Annotated in this window: 18 protein-coding genes; 9 read left to right on the forward strand and 9 right to left on the reverse strand. The window is 68.0% G+C overall.

What is annotated here, in order from left to right:
- Nucleotides 1-68 precede the first annotated feature (68 nt).
- From ACNS88_RS11825 to ACNS88_RS11850, 6 genes are all read left to right on the forward strand, one after another.
- Nucleotides 69-1,673, forward strand: a complete 1,605-nt coding sequence (locus ACNS88_RS11825) for a PAS domain-containing protein (RefSeq protein WP_435097706.1) — start codon at nucleotides 69-71, stop codon at nucleotides 1,671-1,673.
- Nucleotides 1,674-1,755: 82 nt separating this feature from the next.
- Entirely contained in the window at nucleotides 1,756-2,229 is a 474-nt protein-coding gene (rimI, locus tag ACNS88_RS11830) for a ribosomal protein S18-alanine N-acetyltransferase (RefSeq protein WP_435097709.1), read from the forward strand.
- A 101-nt stretch (nucleotides 2,230-2,330) separates the two neighbouring features.
- Nucleotides 2,331-4,130, forward strand: coding sequence for an oligoendopeptidase F (pepF, locus tag ACNS88_RS11835; RefSeq protein ID WP_435097712.1), 1,800 nt, complete (start codon nucleotides 2,331-2,333; stop codon nucleotides 4,128-4,130).
- A 584-nt stretch (nucleotides 4,131-4,714) separates the two neighbouring features.
- Nucleotides 4,715-5,626, forward strand: coding sequence for a tetratricopeptide repeat protein (locus tag ACNS88_RS11840; protein WP_435097715.1), 912 nt, complete (start codon nucleotides 4,715-4,717; stop codon nucleotides 5,624-5,626).
- Nucleotides 5,627-5,926 (forward strand): DUF424 domain-containing protein, encoded by a 300-nt coding sequence (locus tag ACNS88_RS11845; protein ID WP_435097718.1) that lies wholly within the window; start codon nucleotides 5,627-5,629, stop codon nucleotides 5,924-5,926.
- 9 nt (nucleotides 5,927-5,935) lie between these two features.
- Nucleotides 5,936-6,241 (forward strand): hypothetical protein, encoded by a 306-nt coding sequence (locus ACNS88_RS11850; protein WP_435097721.1) that lies wholly within the window; start codon nucleotides 5,936-5,938, stop codon nucleotides 6,239-6,241.
- A gap of 72 nt (nucleotides 6,242-6,313) precedes the next feature.
- Here ACNS88_RS11850 and ACNS88_RS11855 read toward each other — a convergent pair whose 3' ends face one another.
- The 6 genes from ACNS88_RS11855 to ACNS88_RS11880 form a co-directional block, all read right to left on the reverse strand.
- Nucleotides 6,314-7,471 carry a DUF2157 domain-containing protein gene (locus tag ACNS88_RS11855; protein WP_435097724.1) on the reverse strand — a complete coding sequence of 386 codons (1,158 nt, stop codon included), beginning with the start codon at nucleotides 7,469-7,471 and terminating at the stop codon, nucleotides 6,314-6,316.
- An 82-nt stretch (nucleotides 7,472-7,553) separates the two neighbouring features.
- Nucleotides 7,554-8,666, reverse strand: coding sequence for a pyridoxal-phosphate-dependent aminotransferase family protein (locus ACNS88_RS11860; protein WP_435097727.1), 1,113 nt, complete (start codon nucleotides 8,664-8,666; stop codon nucleotides 7,554-7,556).
- Between the two features lie 109 nt (nucleotides 8,667-8,775).
- On the reverse strand, nucleotides 8,776-9,036 hold the full coding sequence (locus ACNS88_RS11865; protein ID WP_435097730.1) for a DUF7561 family protein: 261 nt from the start codon (nucleotides 9,034-9,036) through the stop codon (nucleotides 8,776-8,778).
- Between the two features lie 564 nt (nucleotides 9,037-9,600).
- On the reverse strand, nucleotides 9,601-10,710 hold the full coding sequence (locus ACNS88_RS11870) for an ABC transporter ATP-binding protein (protein WP_435097733.1): 1,110 nt from the start codon (nucleotides 10,708-10,710) through the stop codon (nucleotides 9,601-9,603).
- Nucleotides 10,700-12,538 carry an ABC transporter permease gene (locus tag ACNS88_RS11875; RefSeq protein ID WP_435097736.1) on the reverse strand — a complete coding sequence of 613 codons (1,839 nt, stop codon included), beginning with the start codon at nucleotides 12,536-12,538 and terminating at the stop codon, nucleotides 10,700-10,702. The genes ACNS88_RS11870 and ACNS88_RS11875 overlap by 11 nt, the downstream gene beginning before the upstream one ends.
- Nucleotides 12,539-12,545: 7 nt before the next feature.
- Nucleotides 12,546-13,841: a thiamine ABC transporter substrate-binding protein gene (locus ACNS88_RS11880; RefSeq protein ID WP_435097739.1), complete on the reverse strand. Its 1,296-nt coding sequence runs from the start codon at nucleotides 13,839-13,841 to the stop codon at nucleotides 12,546-12,548.
- Nucleotides 13,842-14,013: 172 nt separating this feature from the next.
- On the opposite strand from ACNS88_RS11880, the gene ACNS88_RS11885 reads away from it, so the two are divergent.
- Nucleotides 14,014-14,859: a DUF6517 family protein gene (locus tag ACNS88_RS11885; RefSeq protein ID WP_435097742.1), complete on the forward strand. Its 846-nt coding sequence runs from the start codon at nucleotides 14,014-14,016 to the stop codon at nucleotides 14,857-14,859.
- Between the two features lie 51 nt (nucleotides 14,860-14,910).
- A complete protein-coding gene (gene hisA, locus ACNS88_RS11890) occupies nucleotides 14,911-15,651 on the forward strand; it encodes a 1-(5-phosphoribosyl)-5-[(5-phosphoribosylamino)methylideneamino]imidazole-4-carboxamide isomerase (protein WP_435097745.1) in 741 nt (246 codons plus the stop codon).
- A gap of 22 nt (nucleotides 15,652-15,673) precedes the next feature.
- Here the strand turns inward: hisA and ACNS88_RS11895 are convergent, their stop codons facing one another.
- Nucleotides 15,674-16,453, reverse strand: coding sequence for a universal stress protein (locus ACNS88_RS11895; RefSeq protein ID WP_435097747.1), 780 nt, complete (start codon nucleotides 16,451-16,453; stop codon nucleotides 15,674-15,676).
- A gap of 1 nt (nucleotide 16,454) precedes the next feature.
- A complete protein-coding gene (locus tag ACNS88_RS11900) occupies nucleotides 16,455-17,894 on the reverse strand; it encodes an APC family permease (protein ID WP_435097750.1) in 1,440 nt (479 codons plus the stop codon).
- 105 nt (nucleotides 17,895-17,999) lie between these two features.
- Here ACNS88_RS11900 and hisB point away from each other — a divergent pair, with 105 nt between their 5' ends.
- Nucleotides 18,000-18,596 (forward strand): imidazoleglycerol-phosphate dehydratase HisB, encoded by a 597-nt coding sequence (gene hisB, locus ACNS88_RS11905; RefSeq protein WP_435097753.1) that lies wholly within the window; start codon nucleotides 18,000-18,002, stop codon nucleotides 18,594-18,596.
- 47 nt (nucleotides 18,597-18,643) lie between these two features.
- Here the strand turns inward: hisB and ACNS88_RS11910 are convergent, their stop codons facing one another.
- A complete protein-coding gene (locus ACNS88_RS11910; RefSeq protein ID WP_435097756.1) occupies nucleotides 18,644-19,987 on the reverse strand; it encodes an RNA-guided endonuclease InsQ/TnpB family protein in 1,344 nt (447 codons plus the stop codon).
- Nucleotides 19,988-20,219: the final 232 nt, after the last annotated feature.

The following is a 20,219-nucleotide window of genomic DNA, read 5'->3' on the forward strand; positions in this document are numbered from 1 at the left end:
ATTATTTATTCTGATAGTTATAGGGCGCAGCTTTATCTGATACGGTCCGAAGAGAGGATCGAACCAGCGTGACCCTTCGCCCGACCGACCGCTCGGCGACTGCCCACCGCGACAGTCCCGACGACGATCGCCGAGAATCGGCCGAGGACTCGGCCGAACGCGGTCTGCGTGAGCCGGCGAGTACGAGCGGGTCGACAGCGGCGAGCGGAGAAACCGACACGGACGAAGGCGTCAATCCGGGAGCGGCCCCCGTTCCGGGCGCCGATCGATTCGTCGCGGCCGTCGCGGTCGACGGCGAGGTATTGTTCGCCGGGCCGTCGGTGCCCGCGGTGCTCGGAGTCGACCGCGGAGCGCTCGTCGGTAATGATCTGCTGGATCGCGTCCATCCGAAGGACCGCGATCCGGTCTCGAACGCGCTTTCCGCGGTCACGACCGACCGCGTCGTCACCCACCGGCTCCGCCACGCCAACGGCGGGTTCGTCTGGGTCGAGTCGGTCGTCGACGAGGAGTTGGCCCCCGAGTTCGGCGGTCGCGTCGTCACCGCGCGTCGCGTCGACGCGGAAGCGACGTTCTCGGAGCGATTCCGGGAGTTTCTGGAGTACGGCACGGATCTGGTTACCGTTGTCGACGCCGACGGTCGCGTCCGGTACGAGAGCCCGTCGATCGAGGAGGTGCTCGGCTACGAACAGGGATCGACCGTCGGACGCTCGCCGCTCGGCTACGTCCACCCGAACGACCGGGAGCGGGTGACCGAGCAGTTCTATCGCGCGCTCAACGACGCCGATCCAACGCCCACGATGGAGTACCGCTACCGCACCGCCGACGGCAACTGGGTCTGGTTGGAGTCCCGGACCCGGTCGCTGCCGGCCGACGCCGCGGTCGGGCGCCTGCTCATCAACTCGCGGGACGTGAGCGAGCGGAAGGCGCGCGAGCGCCGCCTCACCGACCGCAACGAGCGGCTCGACCGCTTCGCCAGCATCGTCTCTCACGACCTCCGGAACCCTTTATCAGTGATCCGGGGATCGATGGAGATGGCACAGCTGAAAGACGACACCGAACCCCTAAAACGGGGCGAACGCGCCGTTGACCGGATCGACCAACTGGTCTCGGACCTGCTGACGCTCGCCCGACAGGGGTCCGGAATCGACGAGCCGACGGAGTTCGGACTCGGCGCCGTCGCCCGCGAGGCGTGGGACACCGCCGGGAGCGCGGACGCGACCCTTCTCGTCGGCGCGGACGCTAGGGTACACGGTGACCGCGGCCGACTGCGGCAGGTGTTCGAGAACCTGTTTCGGAACGCGACGGAACACGCTGCGCCGGAGTACGCGGGCGAAGTCCCGTCGACCGACGGCGGCGAGGACGGCCCCCTCACCGTCGTCGTGACCGCGACCGACGACGGATTCCTCGTCGCCGACGACGGACCGGGGATCGACCCGGCACACCGCGAGGAGGTCTTCGACCCCGGCTTCACGACCCGGGAGGACGGGACGGGCTACGGGCTCGACATCGTCCGCGAGGTCGTCGAGTCGCACGGCTGGACGGTCGGACTCCGGGGCGACGGCGCCGAGCCGGCGCGCCCGGAGGACGTGACGGTTCCCGACGGGGCGTGCTTCGTGGTCCGCGGTCCCGGCCCCGACGCGGCCGAGGCGGGCAGACCGTGGATCGACGGGTGAGCGCGACCGGTACGGAGTCGCGATCGTCCTCGACGCCGCGCCGTCCCGTCGCGTTTATTCCGCGCGGCTGCCAATCTGGGCTGTGACCCCCGTCGACGCGACCGTGCGTCCGGTCGAGCGCGCCGACCTGCTCGCCGTGGTGCGGATCGAGCGGGCGTGCTTCTCGGACCCGTGGCCGTACGACGCCTTCGAGGGGCTCCTCGACGAGCCCGCGTTCCTCGTCGCGGAGCGCGAGGGGGCGGTCGTCGGCTACGCCGTCGCGGACTCGACCCCGAACCACGGGCGCGACATCGGCCACGTGAAAGACCTCGCGGTTCATCCGGAGGCGCGCAAGCGGGGAATCGGCCGGACGCTGCTTCGGTCCGCGCTCGCGCGCCTCCGCGCCGTGGGCGTCGCCGTCGTGCGGCTGGAGGTCCGCGAGAGCAACGCGGCCGCGCGCTCGCTGTACGCGACGGAGGGGTTCGAGCCGATCCGCCGGATCTCGAACTACTACCGGGACGGCGAGGACGCGCTCGTGCTCGTCGTCGACCTCGCGGAGTGGGCGGCGGGAGAGTGACCGTCGGAGGAGTGACCGTCGGAGGAGTGACCGGCGGTTTCCACCGCACGCAGACTTCCGCTTTTAATAAGGCTTAGTGTCTCGGGGGCAAAGCCCATGGTATGAGTTCGGTTCCCGAGCGGGCGGAGATCGACGAGTCGTATCAGTGGGACCTCCAGAGCATCTATGCGGACGACGAGGAGTGGGAGACCGCGTACGAAGCGGTCGCAGAACGGGTCGATGAGCTCGCGGCGTACGAGGGGCGCGTCGGCGACGACGCCGCGACCCTCCTCGAGCTGTTCGAGTTGCGCGAGGAAATCTTCCGTGACCTCCAGCAGGTGATGACGTACGCCCGGCTTCGCAGCGCCGAGGACACTCGGAATCAGGAGTATCAGGCGATGTCCGCGAAGGCGTCGTCGCTCGGCTCCGAGGCGTCGAGCGCGATCTCCTACCTCGAACCAGAGCTGCAGTCGCTCACCGAAGACGACGTGGCGTCGTTCGTCGACGCCGAGCCCGACCTCGCCGAGTACGAACACTACCTCGACGACGTGCTGCGGATGAAAGACCACACGCGCTCGGCCGAGGTCGAGGAGGTGCTCGCGGATCTCTCGGAGGTCACCGACGCGCCGAGCGAGATTTACTCGATGCTGACGAACGCCGACATGAGCTACGGCGTCGTCGAGGACCCCGACGGCGAGGCGGTGGAGATCACGCAGGCGAACTTCACGAAGCTCCAGACGAACCCGGACCGGGAGTTCCGCGAGCGCGTCCACGAGACGTTCTACGACGAGTGGGCGAGCGTCCGCAACACGGTCGGTACGTCGCTTAAAAAGGCCGTGCGGGAACACACGACGAGCGCCGAGATCCGCGGCTACGACAGCGCCCGCCAGGCCGCGCTCGACGGTTCGAACGTCCCGGTCGAGGTGTACGACACGCTCGTCGACACGGTCGACGACAACCTCGACGTGCTCCACCGCCACGCCGAGCTGAAGGCGGACGCGCTCGGGGTCGACCAGTTGGAGAGCCACGACTTCTACATGTCGCTGACGGGCGATCAGGGGCCCGACGTGGAGTACGAGCAGGCCCGCGAGTGGGTGATCGAAGCGGTCGCGCCGCTCGGCGAGGCGTACCAGGAGCGGATGGCCGAGGGCCTCGACTCGCGGTGGGTCGACGTGTACGAGAACCGCGGGAAGCGCTCGGGCGCGTTCTCGTCGGGGACGTACGACACCCAGCCGTTCATTCTGATGAACTACCAGGACGACATCGCCTCGATGTACACGCTCGCGCACGAGCTCGGCCACTCGATGCACTCGGAGCTGGCCGGCGACGCCCAGCCGTGGCACGACGCGAGCTACGAGATCTTCGTCGCGGAGATCGCCTCCACCGTCAACGAGACCTTGCTCACCCACCACTTGCTCGACACTGTCGAGGACGACGAGCTGCGGACCCACGTCCTCGACGAGTACCTCGAGCGCTTCCGCTCGACCCTCTTCCGCCAGACGATGTTCGCGACGTTCGAACAGCGGATCCACGAGCGCGTCGAGTCCGGCGACGCGCTCACCCCCGACGCCTTCGACGAGATCTACGCCGACCTCAAGGGCGACTACTACGCGCCCGCGGAGCTGACCGGCGGCATCGAACGCGAGTGGGAGCGGATTCCCCATTTCTACTACAATTTCTACGTGTACCAGTACGCGACCGGCATCTCCGCGGCGGCCGCGATCGTTGAGCGCGTCTTAGCGGAGGGCGAGACGGCCGCCGCCGACTACCGCGAGATGCTCGAGGCCGGCGGCTCCGACTACCCGCTCGAGGTCGTCGAACTGGCGGGGATCGACATGGCCTCGCCCGACCCGATCGAGTCCGCCGTCGGGATCTACGACGACTACCTCGACGAGATCGCGGCGCTGCTCGATCTGGAGTAGTCGAGAGACAGAGGAGCGATCGATCTCGGGAGTGGATGTAGTAGATCGGTTGATCCGTTGTTTATAACTGATCGAGTGAGGTTGCTGTCGGCTATCTATACGTGATCGACGACTCCGCAGTGAAGACCTCCAAAGCCCCAGCCGCGAGGCCACAGTACGCTCGTTGCGCTCCTCGCTCGCTCCGCTCGCTGCGGTGCTTCCGTCGCCTGCTGTGGCCTCGCGGCTGCCCCTTTGAGTCCCACCCGACCGCACCGCCCCGCACCGCACGCCTCCCCAGCCTCGTCGGTCACCCTCCGCGTTGCTCCGGGTGACCGACTCCCTCGCGCGTGCGACTCGCGCCCCCACGGGCACTTGTCGGCACGCGCCACCGCACTTTTTTAAGTGATCGTCGCTGTCGCTCATGTCCTTTTAAATACTGCATCGACGCCACCGATCTGCAACACCCACTCCCGCTATCGAGCATGACGCACCGTTCAGCGACCCACTGTTCCCCCGTATCCGAAGACGGGTCAACGGATCCGAACCGCCGTCTCCCCAACCCTCCGACGCAACCCTTACGCGTCGTGACCCGCTAAACCGTGTATATGACCGAGAAACGCGACGATGACCGCCACGAGTTCTCCGCCGGGCAGGGCGTCGACGCCGACTACGAGGAGTTCACCCTCGACCCCGAGGAGATCGACGCCGACCCGAACACGGTCGATCCCGTCGACTCCCGCGTCCTCACGGACATCCTCGACAAGCGCAACGTCGAGAGCGACTCCATCGACGTGGAGCGCCTGATCGACGTGGGGCTGTCGTACATGGGGATCAACCGCTTCGAGGAGGCGACGGAGACGTTCGAGCGCGCCGCGCAGTTCGCCGACGAGGACTCGCTTGAGGCCCAGGAGGCGTGGGTGAACAAGGGCGCGGCCCACGCGGAGCTAGAGGAGTACGATCAGGCGATCGGCGCCTACCAAGAGGCGCTGCGGATCGACGACGACTCCGAACACGCCGCTACGGCCGAGACCAACCTCGCGTACGCGCTCTGGGAGTCGGGCCAAGGCGAGCAGGCGCTCCGACACGCGGAGCGCGCCGTCGAGACCGACCCGCGCTTCGCGGAAGCGTGGTACAACCGCGGGTTCCTGCTGGTCGAGCGCGGCCTCGCTGAGGACGCCGTCAACTGCTTCGACAACGCGATCCGGCTCGGCTACCGGAGCGCGGGCGTGTTAGAGGAGAAGGCCCGCGCGTTAGAGGAGGCCGGCGAACACGAACAGGCCGAAGAGGTCGCCGACCGCGCGGACGAGATCCGGCGCGAGGCTGAAGAGCAGATGGTCGAAGAACAGACCGGACAGGCGCCCGGTCCCGGCGGACGAGACGCGCAGGGCGGGCGACCCGGAGCCGGCGGACAGCCCGGCGCCGGCGGTCGAGGCGGTCGGGGCGGCCGCGGCGGGCAGGACGGCGCGAGCGAGGAGTCGGAGCGCGAGCTCCAGGGCGAGGGGCCTGAGGGGTTTTAAATGCTCCTCCGCGAGCGCGAGACGCCCGAGGGACGGCTCGTCTCCGTCTGCGACGCCGACTGCCTCGGCGAGACGTACGACAACGGGCGCGCGACGATCACCGTCAGCGAGGAGTTCTACGACGGCGACGACGCCGTCGAGGCGACCGCCGAGGAAGTCGTCGCGGGGCTCCACCGCGCGCAGGTCGCGAACATCGTCGGCACCGAGGCCGTGGGCGTCGCCGTCGAGGCCGGCCTCGTCGACGAGGAGACCGTCTTGGAGTTCGACGAGACCCGACACGCACAACTGCTCTGGCTCTGACGTGCGGACATGAAGCGACTGACGAGAGCCGAGTTGGCCGATCGCGTGGGGCCGCGACCGCCCTCGGACGCGTTCTGGAGCCGCGTGATCGCGGCCGAACGCGGGACGATCAGCGTCGGACCCGATGTCGTCGGCGACACCGACCAGCGCGTCCGGGAGAACCGGCGGCGGCGCGGCGAGTCCGGCGACGACGGCCCCCTGTCGCCGGGCGACATGATCGACGTGAGCGGGGAGTCGTTCGTCGTCGTTGCGGTCGAGGAAACGCAGTCCGGCGGGCGGCGATACCGGATCGATCTGGTCGACGATCCGGCGTAGGCTCGATCGCGTGAGACGGTCCCGTCCGGTTCGGTTCTCGACCGCGGCGTTGCTCTGTGGTAGCCCTCGACGTCACCCGATTCGCGCGAGCACCGCCCGACGACCGCGTTCCGCGCCGAGTCCCGCGGCGAGCAGGATCAGTCCGGCGACGACGAGCGCGATCGAACCGGAGATCGCGTCGGCAACCGGGCCGACGAGAAAGGCGGCGACCCCGAGCACGAACCCGAGCGTCGCGGCGTTCGCCAGCGACGCCTCGCGGAGTCCCACCGCGCCGACGACGAGCGCCAGCACGCTCACGAGGAGACAGCCGAGGGCGGCGAGCGCACCCGCGAGCGACTCCATGAGCCCGAGGGCGGCCCACGCGGCCGCGAGTGAGAGCGGTCCGACGACCGCCGGGACAACGGCGTATCCCGCTGGCCGATCGCCGCCGACGCGCCGAAACGCAACCGCGGCGGCGACGGCGGTCGCAACGGCGAGGAGGGCGATTCCGGGTCCAGTCGGATCGCCCCATCGCGCGCCGGTCGCAACCAGGGGGACGACGGCGACAACCGCGAACGCCCCGCCGGTCCAGCGGAGCGTCCGCGCGAACCGCGGGATCGACGACGCTGCAGTCCCGCCGCCGGGGAGGCGACCTCCGATCCCGCCGCCCGCGAGGAGCCCGGCGGTGTACGCGACGCTTCCGTAGAAGCCGACGAGGAGGACGGGGTTCTCCGACGCCGTCGCCGTGACGGCGGTCGCCGCGCCGAGAACCGACGCCAGTCCGCCGATCGGCCGCGAGTCGATCCGCGCCGCGACGGCGATGCTCGCGACGGTCCAGGCGCCGACCAGCCATGGCTCAACGACGTCGCGGTCGACCGGTGTCGCCAGTTCGGCGAGTTGAAACAGCGTCACGCCGGTGAACAACGCCGCGAGCAGCCACAGTCCGTGTGCGGTCCGCGGGGAGGTGCGTTCGAGGCTCGCCCCGCCGGCGGCCGCGAAGAGCGGGACGACGACGAGGACCGCGGCGCGGGCAGCGACCGGGATAGAGCCCCAGCGTTCGATCAGCAGGGCCGTCACTCCGGCCGCGACGAGCACGCCGCCCATCAGGGCCAGCGCGACGACGATCCGGCTCTCGCCGAGGAGCCCCTCGGCGTCGGGGTCGGACTCGGCGATGCGGGCCGCGGTCGCGTCGTCGATGAGCCCCTCGTCGGTCCAGCGGTCGAGGGCCTCGCGGAGGGCGTCGGGGTCCATGCGTCCACGGTCTGCGGGGCGGCTCAAGGGTTTTGTCCCCGAGCGGGGCGTTCGGGGAACTGCGAGAGCGAGAGTCGACCGCCTACAGATCCGCGACGTCTTCGATCGCGTCGGTGAGTTCCCTCACGCTCTCGACGGTGTGTTCGCCCATGTGGCCGATTCGGAACGTCTTCTCGCCGAGCTGCGAGCCGTAACCGTTCGAGAAGGCCATGTCGTACTCCTCGCTTACTTCCTCGATAGTCGCGGCGACGTCGATGTCTTGGGTATTCTCGATACAGGCGACCGTCTGCGACTCGTACCCCTCCTCGGGGAACATCGCGAAGTGCTCGTCCGCCCAGTCGTGGACGTACGCCATCATCTCGCGGTGGCGCTCGTCGCGGGCGTGATGGCCTTCCTCGAGCATGTGTTTCATTTGTTTGCGGTACGCTAACATGATCGGAATCGCGGGCGTCGAGTGCGTCTGGCCCTTCCGGTCGTAGTAGTCGATGGCGCGGCGGAAGCCGCCGTACCACGAGGAGTCGCCCTTCTCGACCTCGCGGTCGTAGGCGTCGTCGCTGACGACGCAGACCGCGAGCCCCGGCGGCATCGCGAACGCCTTCTGTGTCGACGCGAAGATCACGTCGATGTCGTGTTCGTCGATGTCGACGAAGTCGCCGCCGAGCGACGAGACGGCGTCGACGGCGAAGTACGTGTCCGGGTACTCACTGATTACGTCGCCCATCTCCTCGATGGGGTTGCGGACGCCGGTCGAGGACTCGTTCATCACGCCCGCAACCATGTCGTACCCCTCGTCGCTGGCGTCGAGCGCCTCGCGGATGTCCTCGGGCTTGACGGCCTCGCCCCACTCGTACTCCAGCCGGGTGACGTCCTTGCCGAGCCGCTCGGCGACGTTGGCGAAGCGCTCGCTGAAGCTCCCGCAGGTCGGCACCAGGACGCGCTCGTCGACGAGGTTCAGCGTCGACGCCTCCCAGAACTCCGTGCCGGAGGCGGTGAGGATGATCACGTCGTTGTCGGTGCCGAGGAACTCCTTCGTGTCCTCCACGATGGTCGTGTACAGATCGGTCATCCGGTCCATCCGGTGGCCGAACGGCGACTCCGTCATCGCCTCGATGACGTCGTCTCGGACCTCCGTCGGGCCGGGGATGTACAGCGTCTTGTCGTCGTAGTCGTCGCGGTATTCGCGTTTCTTCGTCACGGGATCCACCTGATGGATCGTATCGGGTCGCGCGGGAGTATGGACCTTGTGATATGTTCAAAAAGCGGTGTCACCTGTCGGTCACGTCGCTCGCAGGAGGCGGAGCGTCTCACCCCCAGTGCCAGAAGTGATCGCGTCCTCCCTTTTCAACGGGGTCGGTCCGCTCGCGGAGGGCGGCGACGTCGTCAGCGGTGGGTTCGTGGTCGTCCGGGAGCCGTTCCATACACTCGAAACAGAGGAAGAACTCCGAGCCGTCGGTGAGTTCGAGAGTCATGCCCTGCGTCGACTCGAACGCAAAGTTCCACAGATCGCCGATCCCGCCGGCGATCCTGACGGACCGCTCGCAGACATCACACGACTCCGAGGCCATACGCGAGGTAGCGGCTCAGGGCGGTAATGGGTGTCGACAACGACGTCGATCGGGAAGGGATCCGTAGAGAACGGTTTCAAGGGCCGGCTGATAGTTTATAAGCGGTTGATCGTGGATTGGTGGAGAACACCGCCGAATACCCAGTTGTCAGCTTATAAATGGTCGCTGACGGAGCGACCGTGAACACCGCCGAATACCTAGTCCATCGCTTATAAATGGTTGCTGACGGAGCGGCCGTGAACACCGCCAAAGCCCCAGTCGCTCCCTTATCTATGGTTGCGAGTAGACCGATGGCGAACACCTTCAAAGCCCCAGCCGCGACGACTCGCGCGGCTCGCTGCGGTCCTCAGTCACTCGCTTCGCTCGTTCCTTGCGGTCCTAGCGTCGCCGAGCTTCGTCCTCGCGACTGCCCCTTTGAGTCCCACCCGCAACCGCACTGCAACCTCACGCCTCCCCAGCCTCGTCGCTCACTCCGTTCGCGACTCCCTCGCGCGTGCGGCTCGCGGGCCGATGGCCCGCTCGCCGGCACGCGCCGCCGCCTCGTTCACTTATAAATCGTCGCCCTCACTCCCCACTGACGCCGATCACGTGCGCGTCCTCGGGATCGAAGCCGACGACGATTTCGCCGGAGAGCGGGTCGCGCGTCCGGACCACGAGGTCGCGTCCGCCCCAGTCGAGGGTCACCCGGGTTGTCTCGCCGAGGAACTCCGCGCTCTCGACGGTCGCCGTGAGTCGACTGTCACCCGCACCGATCCGCAGGTACTCGGGCCGGACACAGAAGGTGAGGCGGTCGCCGGGTGCGACGTTGTTTGCCTTGTCGACCGCAACCCGCAGGACCTCGCCGTCGACGTCGACGGCGGCGACGGCGCTCCCGGAGGCGTCCTCGATCGCCGTCACCCGCCCCGCGAAGGCGTTGTTGTCGCCGACGAACTCCGCGACGAACCGGCTCGACGGCTCCCGGTACACCGTCCGCGGGGGCGCGACCTGCTCCGGGCGCCCGTCGCGCATCACCGCGACACGGTCAGATATCGCCAGCGCCTCCTCCTGATCGTGGGTGACGTAGACGGTGGTGATCCCGAGTTCGGACTGGATGCGCCGCACCTGCACCCGGAGGCGCTCCCGGAGCTGCGCGTCGAGCGCGCTCATCGGCTCGTCGAGGAGGAGCAGATCGGGACCGGGCGCGAGCGCACGGGCCATCGCGACGCGCTGGCGCTGCCCACCGGAGAGGCTCTCGGGGTCGCGGTCGGCGGCGTCGGGGAGGTCCACCAGTTCGAGCAGCTCCGCAACGCGCTCGTCGCGGGTGGCTCCCTCCGGCGGGTCAGCGAAGTTGAGCCCGTACCCGACGTTCTCGCCGACGGTCATGTGCGGGAACAGCGCGTAGTTCTGGAAGACGACGCCCACGTCGCGGTCCTCGGGGGGCACGCCCGCGACCGAGTCGCCGAAGAAGCGGACGGTCCCGGAAGAAGGCTCCTCGAACCCCGCGATCAGCCGGAGCGTCGTCGTCTTCCCGCAGCCGGAGGGGCCGACGAGCGTGAAGAACTCGCCCTCGCGCACCTGGAAGCTCACGTCGTCGACGGCGGCGGTGTCGCCGTAGCGCTTGGTGACGCCGTCGAGTTCGACGGCTGGGGGATCAGTGGGCGAGTCGGCAGCTCCCTCCGCTCCCTCAGAGCCCACGCGTCTCACCCCCGAGCCGCTCGATCACGACGAAGCTGAGCCCGGTGACGACGAGAAGGACGACGCCCATTGCGGTCGCCGGTCCGAGCCGGCGCCCGATGAAGCGTTCGATGGCGACCGGCATGGTGTAGGCGTCGGCGCCGGTCGCGAGCACCACCGTCGCCGTGAACTCCCCGATCGAGATGGCGAACGCGAACGCCGCGCCGGCGACGACACCGGGCCACACGAGGGGCAGCTCCACGTCCCGGATCACCCGCGCCCGCGACGCGCCGAGCGCCCGCGCCGACTCGATCAGCGAGCGGTCGAGCCCCTCCAGCCCGGGCGCGACGGTCCGGACCACGAACGGGTAGCCCGCGACCGCGTGCGCGACGACGATGGCGACGGCGCCGGTCGCCGCGAACCGCCACCCCGCGATCTCCACGCCGAAGACGAGCCCGCGGAGGAGCCCGAGTCCGACGACGATACCGGACACCGCCAGCGGCGCCATCGCGGCCGCGTCGACCAGCTTCCGCCCGCGATACCGCCGCGTCGTCAACACGGCAACGACGACCCCCATCGGGAGCGCGAGCAGCGTCGAGCCCGACGCGAACGCCAGCGAGTTGCGGATCGCGGGCCACGGGCGCACCTGAAACGCCGCCCCCGTCTGCTGGCGGTCGACTAAGAACCGGTAGTGGTCGAGCGTGAGCGCCCCGTCCCCGCCCGTGACGCTCGCGAGCACCATCGAGGCGATCGGCGCGAGGAAGACGAGTCCGGCGACGACCGCGTAGGCGGCGAGGCCGAGCCGCGGGAGGACCTCTCTGAGAGACGGAGCGGCTGGGACGAGGGACTTTCGGGGAAGCGGTCTGACCCCCCGCGAGCTGACGGTGTTCCGCGCCTCGTATCGCAGGTACGCGAGCAGCACGCCGAGCGATATCACCAGCTCGACGATCGCCAGCGCGGCCGCCTCGGCGTAGCTCAGGTCGCGAACGAGCCGGTAGACGAACACCTCGACGGTCGCCAGCTGAAACCCGCCGAGCGCGAGGACGATGGGGAACGTCCCGAACGTGAACACGAAGGTGAGCGCCGCGCCCGTCAACACGGCGGGGTACACCTGCGGTGCGACCACGTCGTAAAAGGCCCTGATCGGCCCCGCGCCGAGGCTCCGGGCGGTCTCGACCGCGCTCGCGTCGACCGACTCCCACGCCGCGGTCGTCACCCGGGCGACGAGCGGCGCGTTGTAGAACGCGTGGGCGATCACGATCGCCTCCAGCGTGAACATGAGGTCGACGGGCGGGAGGCCGAGCCCCGATAACACCGCGTTCAGGGTGCCGTTGGTCCCGAACGTGGCGACGAAGCCGACCGCGACCATAATCGAGGGCAGCACGAACGGAACGATCGTCAGCGAGCGCAGGGTGCGTCGGCCGGGGAACTCGAAGCGCGCGAGCAGGTAGGCGGCCGGGAGTCCGAGCGCGACGCTGGCGACCGTCGACAGCGCGGCCTGATACGCGGTGAACCCGACGATCCCGAGTCGGCGGTCCGGCCCGAGCAGGTCGCGCGCGACCGCGAGCGGCGACTCGCCCGCGAACAGCCGGGCGAGCTCCCCGAAGTAGAACGGGTCGCGCAGTAGCTCGGCGAACACGGCGAGGGTGGGAGCGCCGTCGACGACGACCGCCTCGATCAGGACCGTCCCGACCGGGTAGTAGAACGCGGCGACGAGCGTGACGCTCGTAACGACCGCGAGCGCGGTCAGGAAGCGTCCGCGGAGGCGGGCCGCGAGGCGCTCGCGCAGGGCGCGAGCTCGGCCGGAGCCGCTCGCTCCCCCGTCAGCACCGCGGCTGGCGTCTGACACGCCGCCCTCAGTTCCCGACGAACTGCCGTTCCCACTCTTCGACCCACTCACTGACCGAGCCTTGGAGCTCGTCGTACGTGAACGTCACCGGTTCGGCGGGCTCCTGTGCCAGTTCGGCGTAGTCGTCGGGCAGCGTCGCGGTGTCGGTCGCGGGGAACGCGACGTTGCGCTGTGCGATCTCGCCTTGCACGTCCGGCTCCAGCATGAACGACATAAACTCGCGGGCGAGTTCGGGCTCGTCGGCGCCGGCGAAGACGGCCATCCCCTCCGGATTGGCGTAGGCCTGATCGTTCAGGAAGCGAATCTGGTGCTTCTCCAAGTCTTGCCCCTCCATGTCCGCGAACACCTGATCGGTCGAGTAGGAGACGACCATCGGCGCCTCGCCCTTGCTCCAGGCGCTGTAGGCGTCATCCCACGAGCCGAGCACGCGCACGTCGTTGGCCTTGAGATCCTCCCAGTAGTCGAGGTAGTCGTAGTCGGGATCGTCGTCGGCGCCCTCGACGGCGCCGTCAGGCCCGTCACCGAACCGGTGAATCGTGTGCAGCAGGAACGCGCGCCCCGTCGTCGATGCGCCGGGGTTCTGCGCGATGAGCGCGCCCGCGTGCTCGTCGTCGAGCAGCCCGTCGAACGTCGCCGGCGCCTCGATCGCGGTGCCGTCATAGACGAGGCTCACGTACCCCGTGTCGAAGGGGACGGCGCGGTCGAACGGGTCGAACAGCAGCCCGTCGCGGACATCGCCGAACCCGTCGACCTCGCCGCGTTCGGCGAACAAGTCGTCGTCAAGCGCCTCGTCGACGCGCACTAAGTCCTCGGTGGAGAGCCCGACGTAGAGGTCGGCGTCGATCGACACCCCGGAGTCGGCCCGCTCGACGTAGTAGTTCAGTTCGTTGTCCGGGGTCGCCCACTCCAGTTCGGCGTCGACGCGGGACTCGAACTCCTCTTTAAGCCACTCGCCGGGGCTCACCGACGGCGCGTCGATAAAGTTGGTGTAAGTCGCGACCGTCAGCGTGGGTGTTCCCTCCTCGTCGTCGGCCCCATCGTCGCCGTCGGAGCCGTCGCCCCCGTCGGAATCGTCCCCATCCGAGCCGTCGCTCCCGTCAGAGCCGTCACCGCCGTCCGTCGGCTCAGCGCTACACCCCGCGAGCGCGACGGCTCCAGCCGCGCCGCCGAGCGCGAGGAACCGTCGTCGGGTGGGGCTCCCCGCGCCCCGGTCAGCGCGTCGGCCAGCACCGTTACGGGAGTCCGCCTGCCGGTCGTCGGGAGCGTCACGCCGATCCGCCTCGGTCGCGTTGTCGTTAGTCATTACCGAGTTGTTACACCCGGTGGTTACATAAGGGATCCGTGTCGGGAGCTGTGAGAGATGACGGCAACGGCGACGGGAGCGCCGGAGCGGCGAGGCACGCGAAGGAGACGGCGGTATCACGCTCGATACCGCCGCCGACACCGATTTACCGCGCCACGACATTCATCGCTTCATGAACGAGAGACCAGCCGGACGAGAAGCCGAGGGGTCGATCGGGGACGCGACCGACGTCACGCGGCGTCGACTGCTCGCGGGCGGCGCGGCCGTCGGCGTCGCGGGGCTGGCAGGCTGTCTCGGCGGCCGCGACGGGCCGGTGCCGGAGCCGACGGTGACGAGCGACCGGATCGACGACGGGTGGCGGCTCCTCGACGAGTCGGAGAGCACGGTGTTCGAGCAGTCGTACGGCCCGGTGACGGTGACCGCGCTCGAACGCACGCTGATCTACGAGTACGTCTCGGTCGCCGAGGCGCTGGCGGAGACGTTCGGCGCGAGCGGGTCGCCGGTCGTCTTCTTCGCCACCCGGATCGACATCCGGCCGGCGATCGACAGCCTCCCGGCCGGTATCGGGCGGGACCGGTTGATGGCCGAGGTGGAGACGGCCGCGGTCGACGCGTTCCGGTCGCAGCTGAGCGCGAGCGATATCGAGAACGTCGAGATCGTGGACGAGGGAACGAGCACCGTTCGGAGCGGCCACACCGCGACGACGTGGCAGCTGGAGGGGAATTTCGTCGTCGACGGCGAGATCCCGCTTCCCGACGGGTCGGCGGAGACGATCAGCGAGACCGTCGATATCGAGTCGCGGCTGGGGGTCTGGCACGACGGCACCGACGTGCTGGTCGCCGGCGGCGCGTACCCGGCGGAGCCGCTCACGGACGTGATCGACGAGGCCCTCCCGAACCTGATCGACGCCGAGACCTTCCTCGAAGAGACGGTAGACGAGGAGACGAGAGCGGCGCTCGCGACCGAGCCCGCGGCCTTCGACGAGGAGATATCGGCGCTGCTCATCTCGGTGGAGTGAGTAACTGCTCGAACCGACCCGTTTAATCGGCGGCCGCGACTGTACCTCGGTATGAGCCACTTCCCTTCCTTCGAGGTGATCCCCGCCGTCGACGTGCAGGACGGCGAGGTCGTCCAGTTGGTCGGCGGCGAGCGCGGTACGGGCAAGCGGTACGGCGACCCGATCGAGGCCGCCGAGCGCTGGATCGAGGCGGGCGCGGAGACGCTCCACCTCGTCGACCTCGACGGCGCGTTCGAGGGCGAGCGCGTCAACGCCGACGCGATCGAAGCGGTGGTCGAGAGCGTTCCGGACGAGATCGGCCTCCAGCTCGGCGGGGGCATCCGTGCTACCGACGGCGCGCGCGACCTCCTCGATCTGGGGCTCGACCGCGTGATCTTGGGTACCGCGGCGGTCGAGACGCCCGAGGTCGTCGCCGAGATCGACGAGACGCACCCGGGCAGCGTCGTCGTCAGCCTCGACGCGAAGGACGGCGAGGTCGTCGTGAGCGGGTGGACCGAGGGCACCGGCCTCGACCCGGCGGAGGCGGCGGCGCGCTACGAGGAACTCGGCGCCGGCGCGATCCTCTTCACGAACGTCGACGTGGAGGGACAGCTTGAGGGAATCGACCGCGAGGCGGTCGCGAGCGTCGTCGACGCGGTCGAGATCCCGGTGATAGCCTCCGGCGGAGTGGCGACGGTCGACGACGTCATCGACTTAAAAGAGGCGGGCGCGGCCGCGGTCGTGGTTGGGACCGCGCTGTACGAGGGCGAGTTCACGCTGCGGGAAGCGCAGGCGGCCGCTGACGAGGCCTGACCGCCGAACGCTGCTGAGACGATCACTCCTCTGGGCGCTCGCGCTGGACGACGAGTACCGGGCCGAGGAAGCGCTCGGCCACCTGTTTCGACGGCATCCCGAAGACGAACGTGGTGACCGATGGGTCCGTCTCGCCCATCACGACCGCGTCGTGCGACTCGGCTTGCCCCGCGATGGCGTCGAACGGCACGTCCGCGTCCTCGACGAGCGTCTCGATCCTGTCGGGCGCGATCCCGCGCTCGACGAGGTCGGCTTTCACCCCGTTCAGGAACGACTCACCGTCGTCGGGGGACTCGCCCTCGCCGAGGGCGTGGTACAAGGTCACATTGGCGCCGGCGTCAGCGAACAGCCCGGCGACGAGCCGCGTATTCCGTCCGACGCCGATGGTCCCGCGAAGCGAGACGAGCACCGAGTCGACGCGCTCCGTGCTGTTCGGGACTAACACCGCGAGGCAGTCGTACTCGTAGATGAGCCGGTCTATCGTGGTCGGCTCGTCGTGGGTGAACACGAGCCGCGTCTCGACGTCCGCCCCGGCCGCGGCGAGGCGATCGGCGAACTCGCCGAGCTTCGACATCGCCGTCTCGCCGAACTGCTCGCGCGCCTGCTCGGTCGCCGTCTGCTCGGGGATCACGTGATATCCGAGCAGTACGACGTGGGCGTTCGCGAGCAGCTCGGGCGTGCCGTTCGGAAGCGACTCCCCCTCCAGTACCGCCAGCGGGACCAACACCGACGGTCGGTCGGTCTCTGACGGTTCGTCGGTTTCGGGCTGTGCTCCGCCGTCTTCGGTGGGTCTCTCGGTCATCTCAGAAGTCACCTTTGAGCTCGACGTCGGTCGCGTAGTAGCGGTACCACACGTAGCTCAGCACCATCACCAGGAATCCGATCGCGATCGAGGCCGGCTGCATGAACGCGATGAGCGCGAAGCTCGCGAGCCCGCCGACTCCCGCGACGACAAATCCGGCGGGACAGCGGAACGTCGGGGCGTACCAGTCGGGTTGCTCGCGGCGGAGCTGGATCAGCGCGACGCAGATCAGCCCGTACATCACGAGGTGGAGGAAGGAGGCGACCTCCGCGAGCAGCGCCACTTGCCCCGTCGCGGAGAGGACGACGATCGGGCCGCCCGCGAGCCCTAAAGCGACGTGCGGAGTGCCGTGCGTGAGGTTGAGCCGGCTCGCCGCCTCGGGGATGAGGTCGTCGCGGCTCACCGCGTACACCGCCCGCGAGGCGCTGAGAATCGAGGCGTTCGCGCTGGAGAACGTCGCTAACAGCCCGGCGATGACGATGGCGAGCGCGCCGGGGAACCCGATAAACTCGCGGGCGACCTCGACCATCGCCGTCTCTCCGAACTCGCCGAGCCGGGCGCTGCCGAACGCGCTCGTCGCGACGAAGATGGTGACGACGTAGAAGACGCCGACGACGATCACCGAGCCGACCATCGCCAGCGGGAGATTTCGGGAGGGCTCTTTGATGTCGCCGGCGACCGTCGCGACCTGCGCGAAGCCGAGGTACGACGTGAACACGAGCGCGGCGGTCTGCAGCACCGGGAGCGCCCCACCGGACGGGAAGAAGCCCTCCGGAACGCTCTCGGACCCGAACACGCCCAGTGCGTCGAGGGAGCCGTAGCTCAAGAAGAGCGTGAGGATGACCAGAAGCACGATGACGATACCGTTCTGGAGCGACGCGGTGTTCTCGGTCCCGAAGAGGCTGAGGACGGTCAGCCCGATTCCGAACGCGACGCCGAGCGGAACCGCCGGGTTGACCGGGAGCGCGATCCCGGCTTCGAGGAACACCTGTCCGGCGTAGCTGCCGAGCCCGACGAGGTAGAACGCGGCGGCGAACACGAGCCCGAGCCAGAGCCCGAGCCCGACGATCGCGCCCGGGCCGGTGCCGAGTCCACGCGAGATGAAGAAGTAGCCGCCGCCGCTGCGCGGCATCGCGGTGGCGAGTTCGGAGGTCGGCAACGCGACCAACAACGCGACGACCGCCCCGATGGCGAACGAGAGCGACGCCGCCGGACCGGCGTTCTCGGCCGCGAGGCCCGGAAACACGAAGATCCCCGCGCCGATCATCGTTCCGATGCCGATCGCGAGGCCGCCGACGAGCCCGATGGTCCGTTCGAGCTCACCTTCCCCCGTGTCGGCGTCGACGACGTCCGCGAGGGCGTCGGGAACCTCGACATCGCCGGGCCGCGGGCTGGAATCGCCGGGAGAATCAGGCGCGTCGGCGGGCTCGGGACCGTCCATACCGTGCGGAGACGACTCGCGGACGCGGCAAATATCCACCGCCGGTCGACGGACGGCGCCCGCCCCACCCGCAATCCACTTACGAATCGCCCGCGAGGGGCCGGTATGAGCGAATACGACCGGACCGCGGCCGTCACCCGCGAGACCAGCGAGACGACGATCGAACTCACGCTCGCGATCGACGGCAACGGCGACAGCGAGGTCGACACCGGGATCGGCTTTTACGACCACATGCTGGCGTCGTTCGCCAAGCACGGGCTCTTCGATCTCACCGTCGCCTGCGACGGCGACCTCGACATCGACGACCACCACACGGTCGAGGACGTGGCGATCTGCCTCGGCGAGGCGTTCGACGAGGCGCTCGGCGACAAGCGCGGCATTCGGCGGTACGCCGACCGACGAGTCCCCCTCGACGAGGCGGTCGCGAGCGTCGTCGTCGACGTGGCGGGCCGGCCGTACTACGAGTTCTCCGGGGAGTTCTCCCAGGAGTCGGTCGGCGAGTTTACGAGCGTCATGGCTGACCACTTCGCGCTGTCTTTGGCGCACAACGCCGGCCTGACGCTCCACGCCGCGATCGAGACGGGCGACAACGCCCACCACGAGGTGGAGGCCCTTTTTAAGTCGCTCGCGCGGGCGCTCGACGACGCGACGCGGCTCGACGAGCGCCGCAGCGACACGCCGAGCACGAAAGGCGAGCTTTGACATCCTCCCACGGCTGAAGCAGTGGAATTCCTCTCGTGGGATATTGGCTATGCCGTCTCCCCAGAGGCAACTTTCCCATCAGTCTCGATGGTACTCCGGTCTGTGCGCACTTCTTTGGGACTGTCGTGAGGGTGTGGTTGCCCCGACCAGTCGTGGTCGTCCCACTCGAATCGCACGGGCCGTGCCATCGGCCTGACTTCTTGCTCGGTCTGCCGCTCAAGGAACGTCTGCGACGCCGTGAGATCTGCGTGTCCCTCAAACCCGCACGGACACGTCAGCGTATCCTGATGCCGCGTGGTTCGATCCGTCGACCCACACTGCGGACATTCCTGACTCGTCCACGCTTCTGACTGAACTTCGATCGAAATACCGTACTCTTCGGCGGTACAAGCCAGTCGGTCCGCGAATTTCCTGAACGCCCAGAAATTGTGCGTCTTGGCGTTCACCTCGACGAACCAGTGCGTCTCCAGCACGCCAGCCAATTCACCGATATACACTGTGTCGACACCGTCGGCGTACACCCGTTCGATCACGTCACGACACAACGCTTCTTGAGCGTGATCACGGCGACGGGTGCGCTTGCGATACAGTCGCCGGATACGTTCGCTGCTGTATCTGCCGTCTTCGAGTTTGGACTGTAACCGGGCGATTTCTCGTGTCGTCTCGCGAAAGCGAGCGAACAAGTCTTGACCTCGGTACAGATATTGTTCCCCGGTTGTCGTGGTACAGGCGACAAGATTGTTCGCACCAATGTCCAGAGCGGCCGTTTCATCAGCCAGTGGAGTTGCCCGTGTCTCGTCAGAAACAGTCACGGGCTGCGAGGCTCGGAAGGTGCGATCAGTCTCGTCGTACCACAGGTCCAACCGACCTTGTTTCTCGTAGTCGGGCCAATTCGGATCGCCAGCGATTTCCAGTCGGAGACGCCCAGTATGCTCGTATCGATCTTTCAATTCGCTTCCGACCAGTATATCGAGTCGGGAGCGGTCGCCCCATTCGATGGTGTACGACGTGTTGCGAATGACGGTCTTGAGCTGACGGCCGTCATCCTCGTTTCCACGGAACCCTGGTGGTTCAGGGTGTTGCGTGACGGAAGTGTTTGAGCTGTCGTGGTACTGGTTTTTTAAATGGAAGAACCCGCGCCACGCCTCGCTGTTCTTCCGTATCACCTGTTGGGCGGTGGACGCGCCGAGTACGCCTTTATATTTGCCTTCGAGGTGGCCTGTATCGGCGTTCCACACGTCGCCTTCGAACCCGTCTTCGTCGTTGTACCGCATGAGGCGCTGATAATTGACTTCGTTCCAGAGAGCGGCGGAAGCGTCCAAGAGGTCCCGTAGCAGCTGCTCTCCGTTCTCGGAAAGCGGCTGTACTGCGAACGTATTGGTGCGCTTCACGACGGTAGCTTATTATACTTTTAGTCTTAAAGTCTTTTTATCATGCGTCCTAACATAGACATTTCGCACACGCTTGGTGGCCGAGTTAAGGACTACGCGGAAGCGAACGATCTGGGACTCTCAGAGGCATACACCGAAGTGCTAGAGGCAGGATTGGATAAATTGGAGAGTTGAATATCCAGCAAAGCGTAGTGCGCACGTGTTACCGCAGTTGTCGGATTCACCCCACGCT

The organism is Halorubrum shenae (assembly GCF_051194165.1).
In the GTDB taxonomy this organism is placed as follows: domain Archaea; phylum Halobacteriota; class Halobacteria; order Halobacteriales; family Haloferacaceae; genus Halorubrum.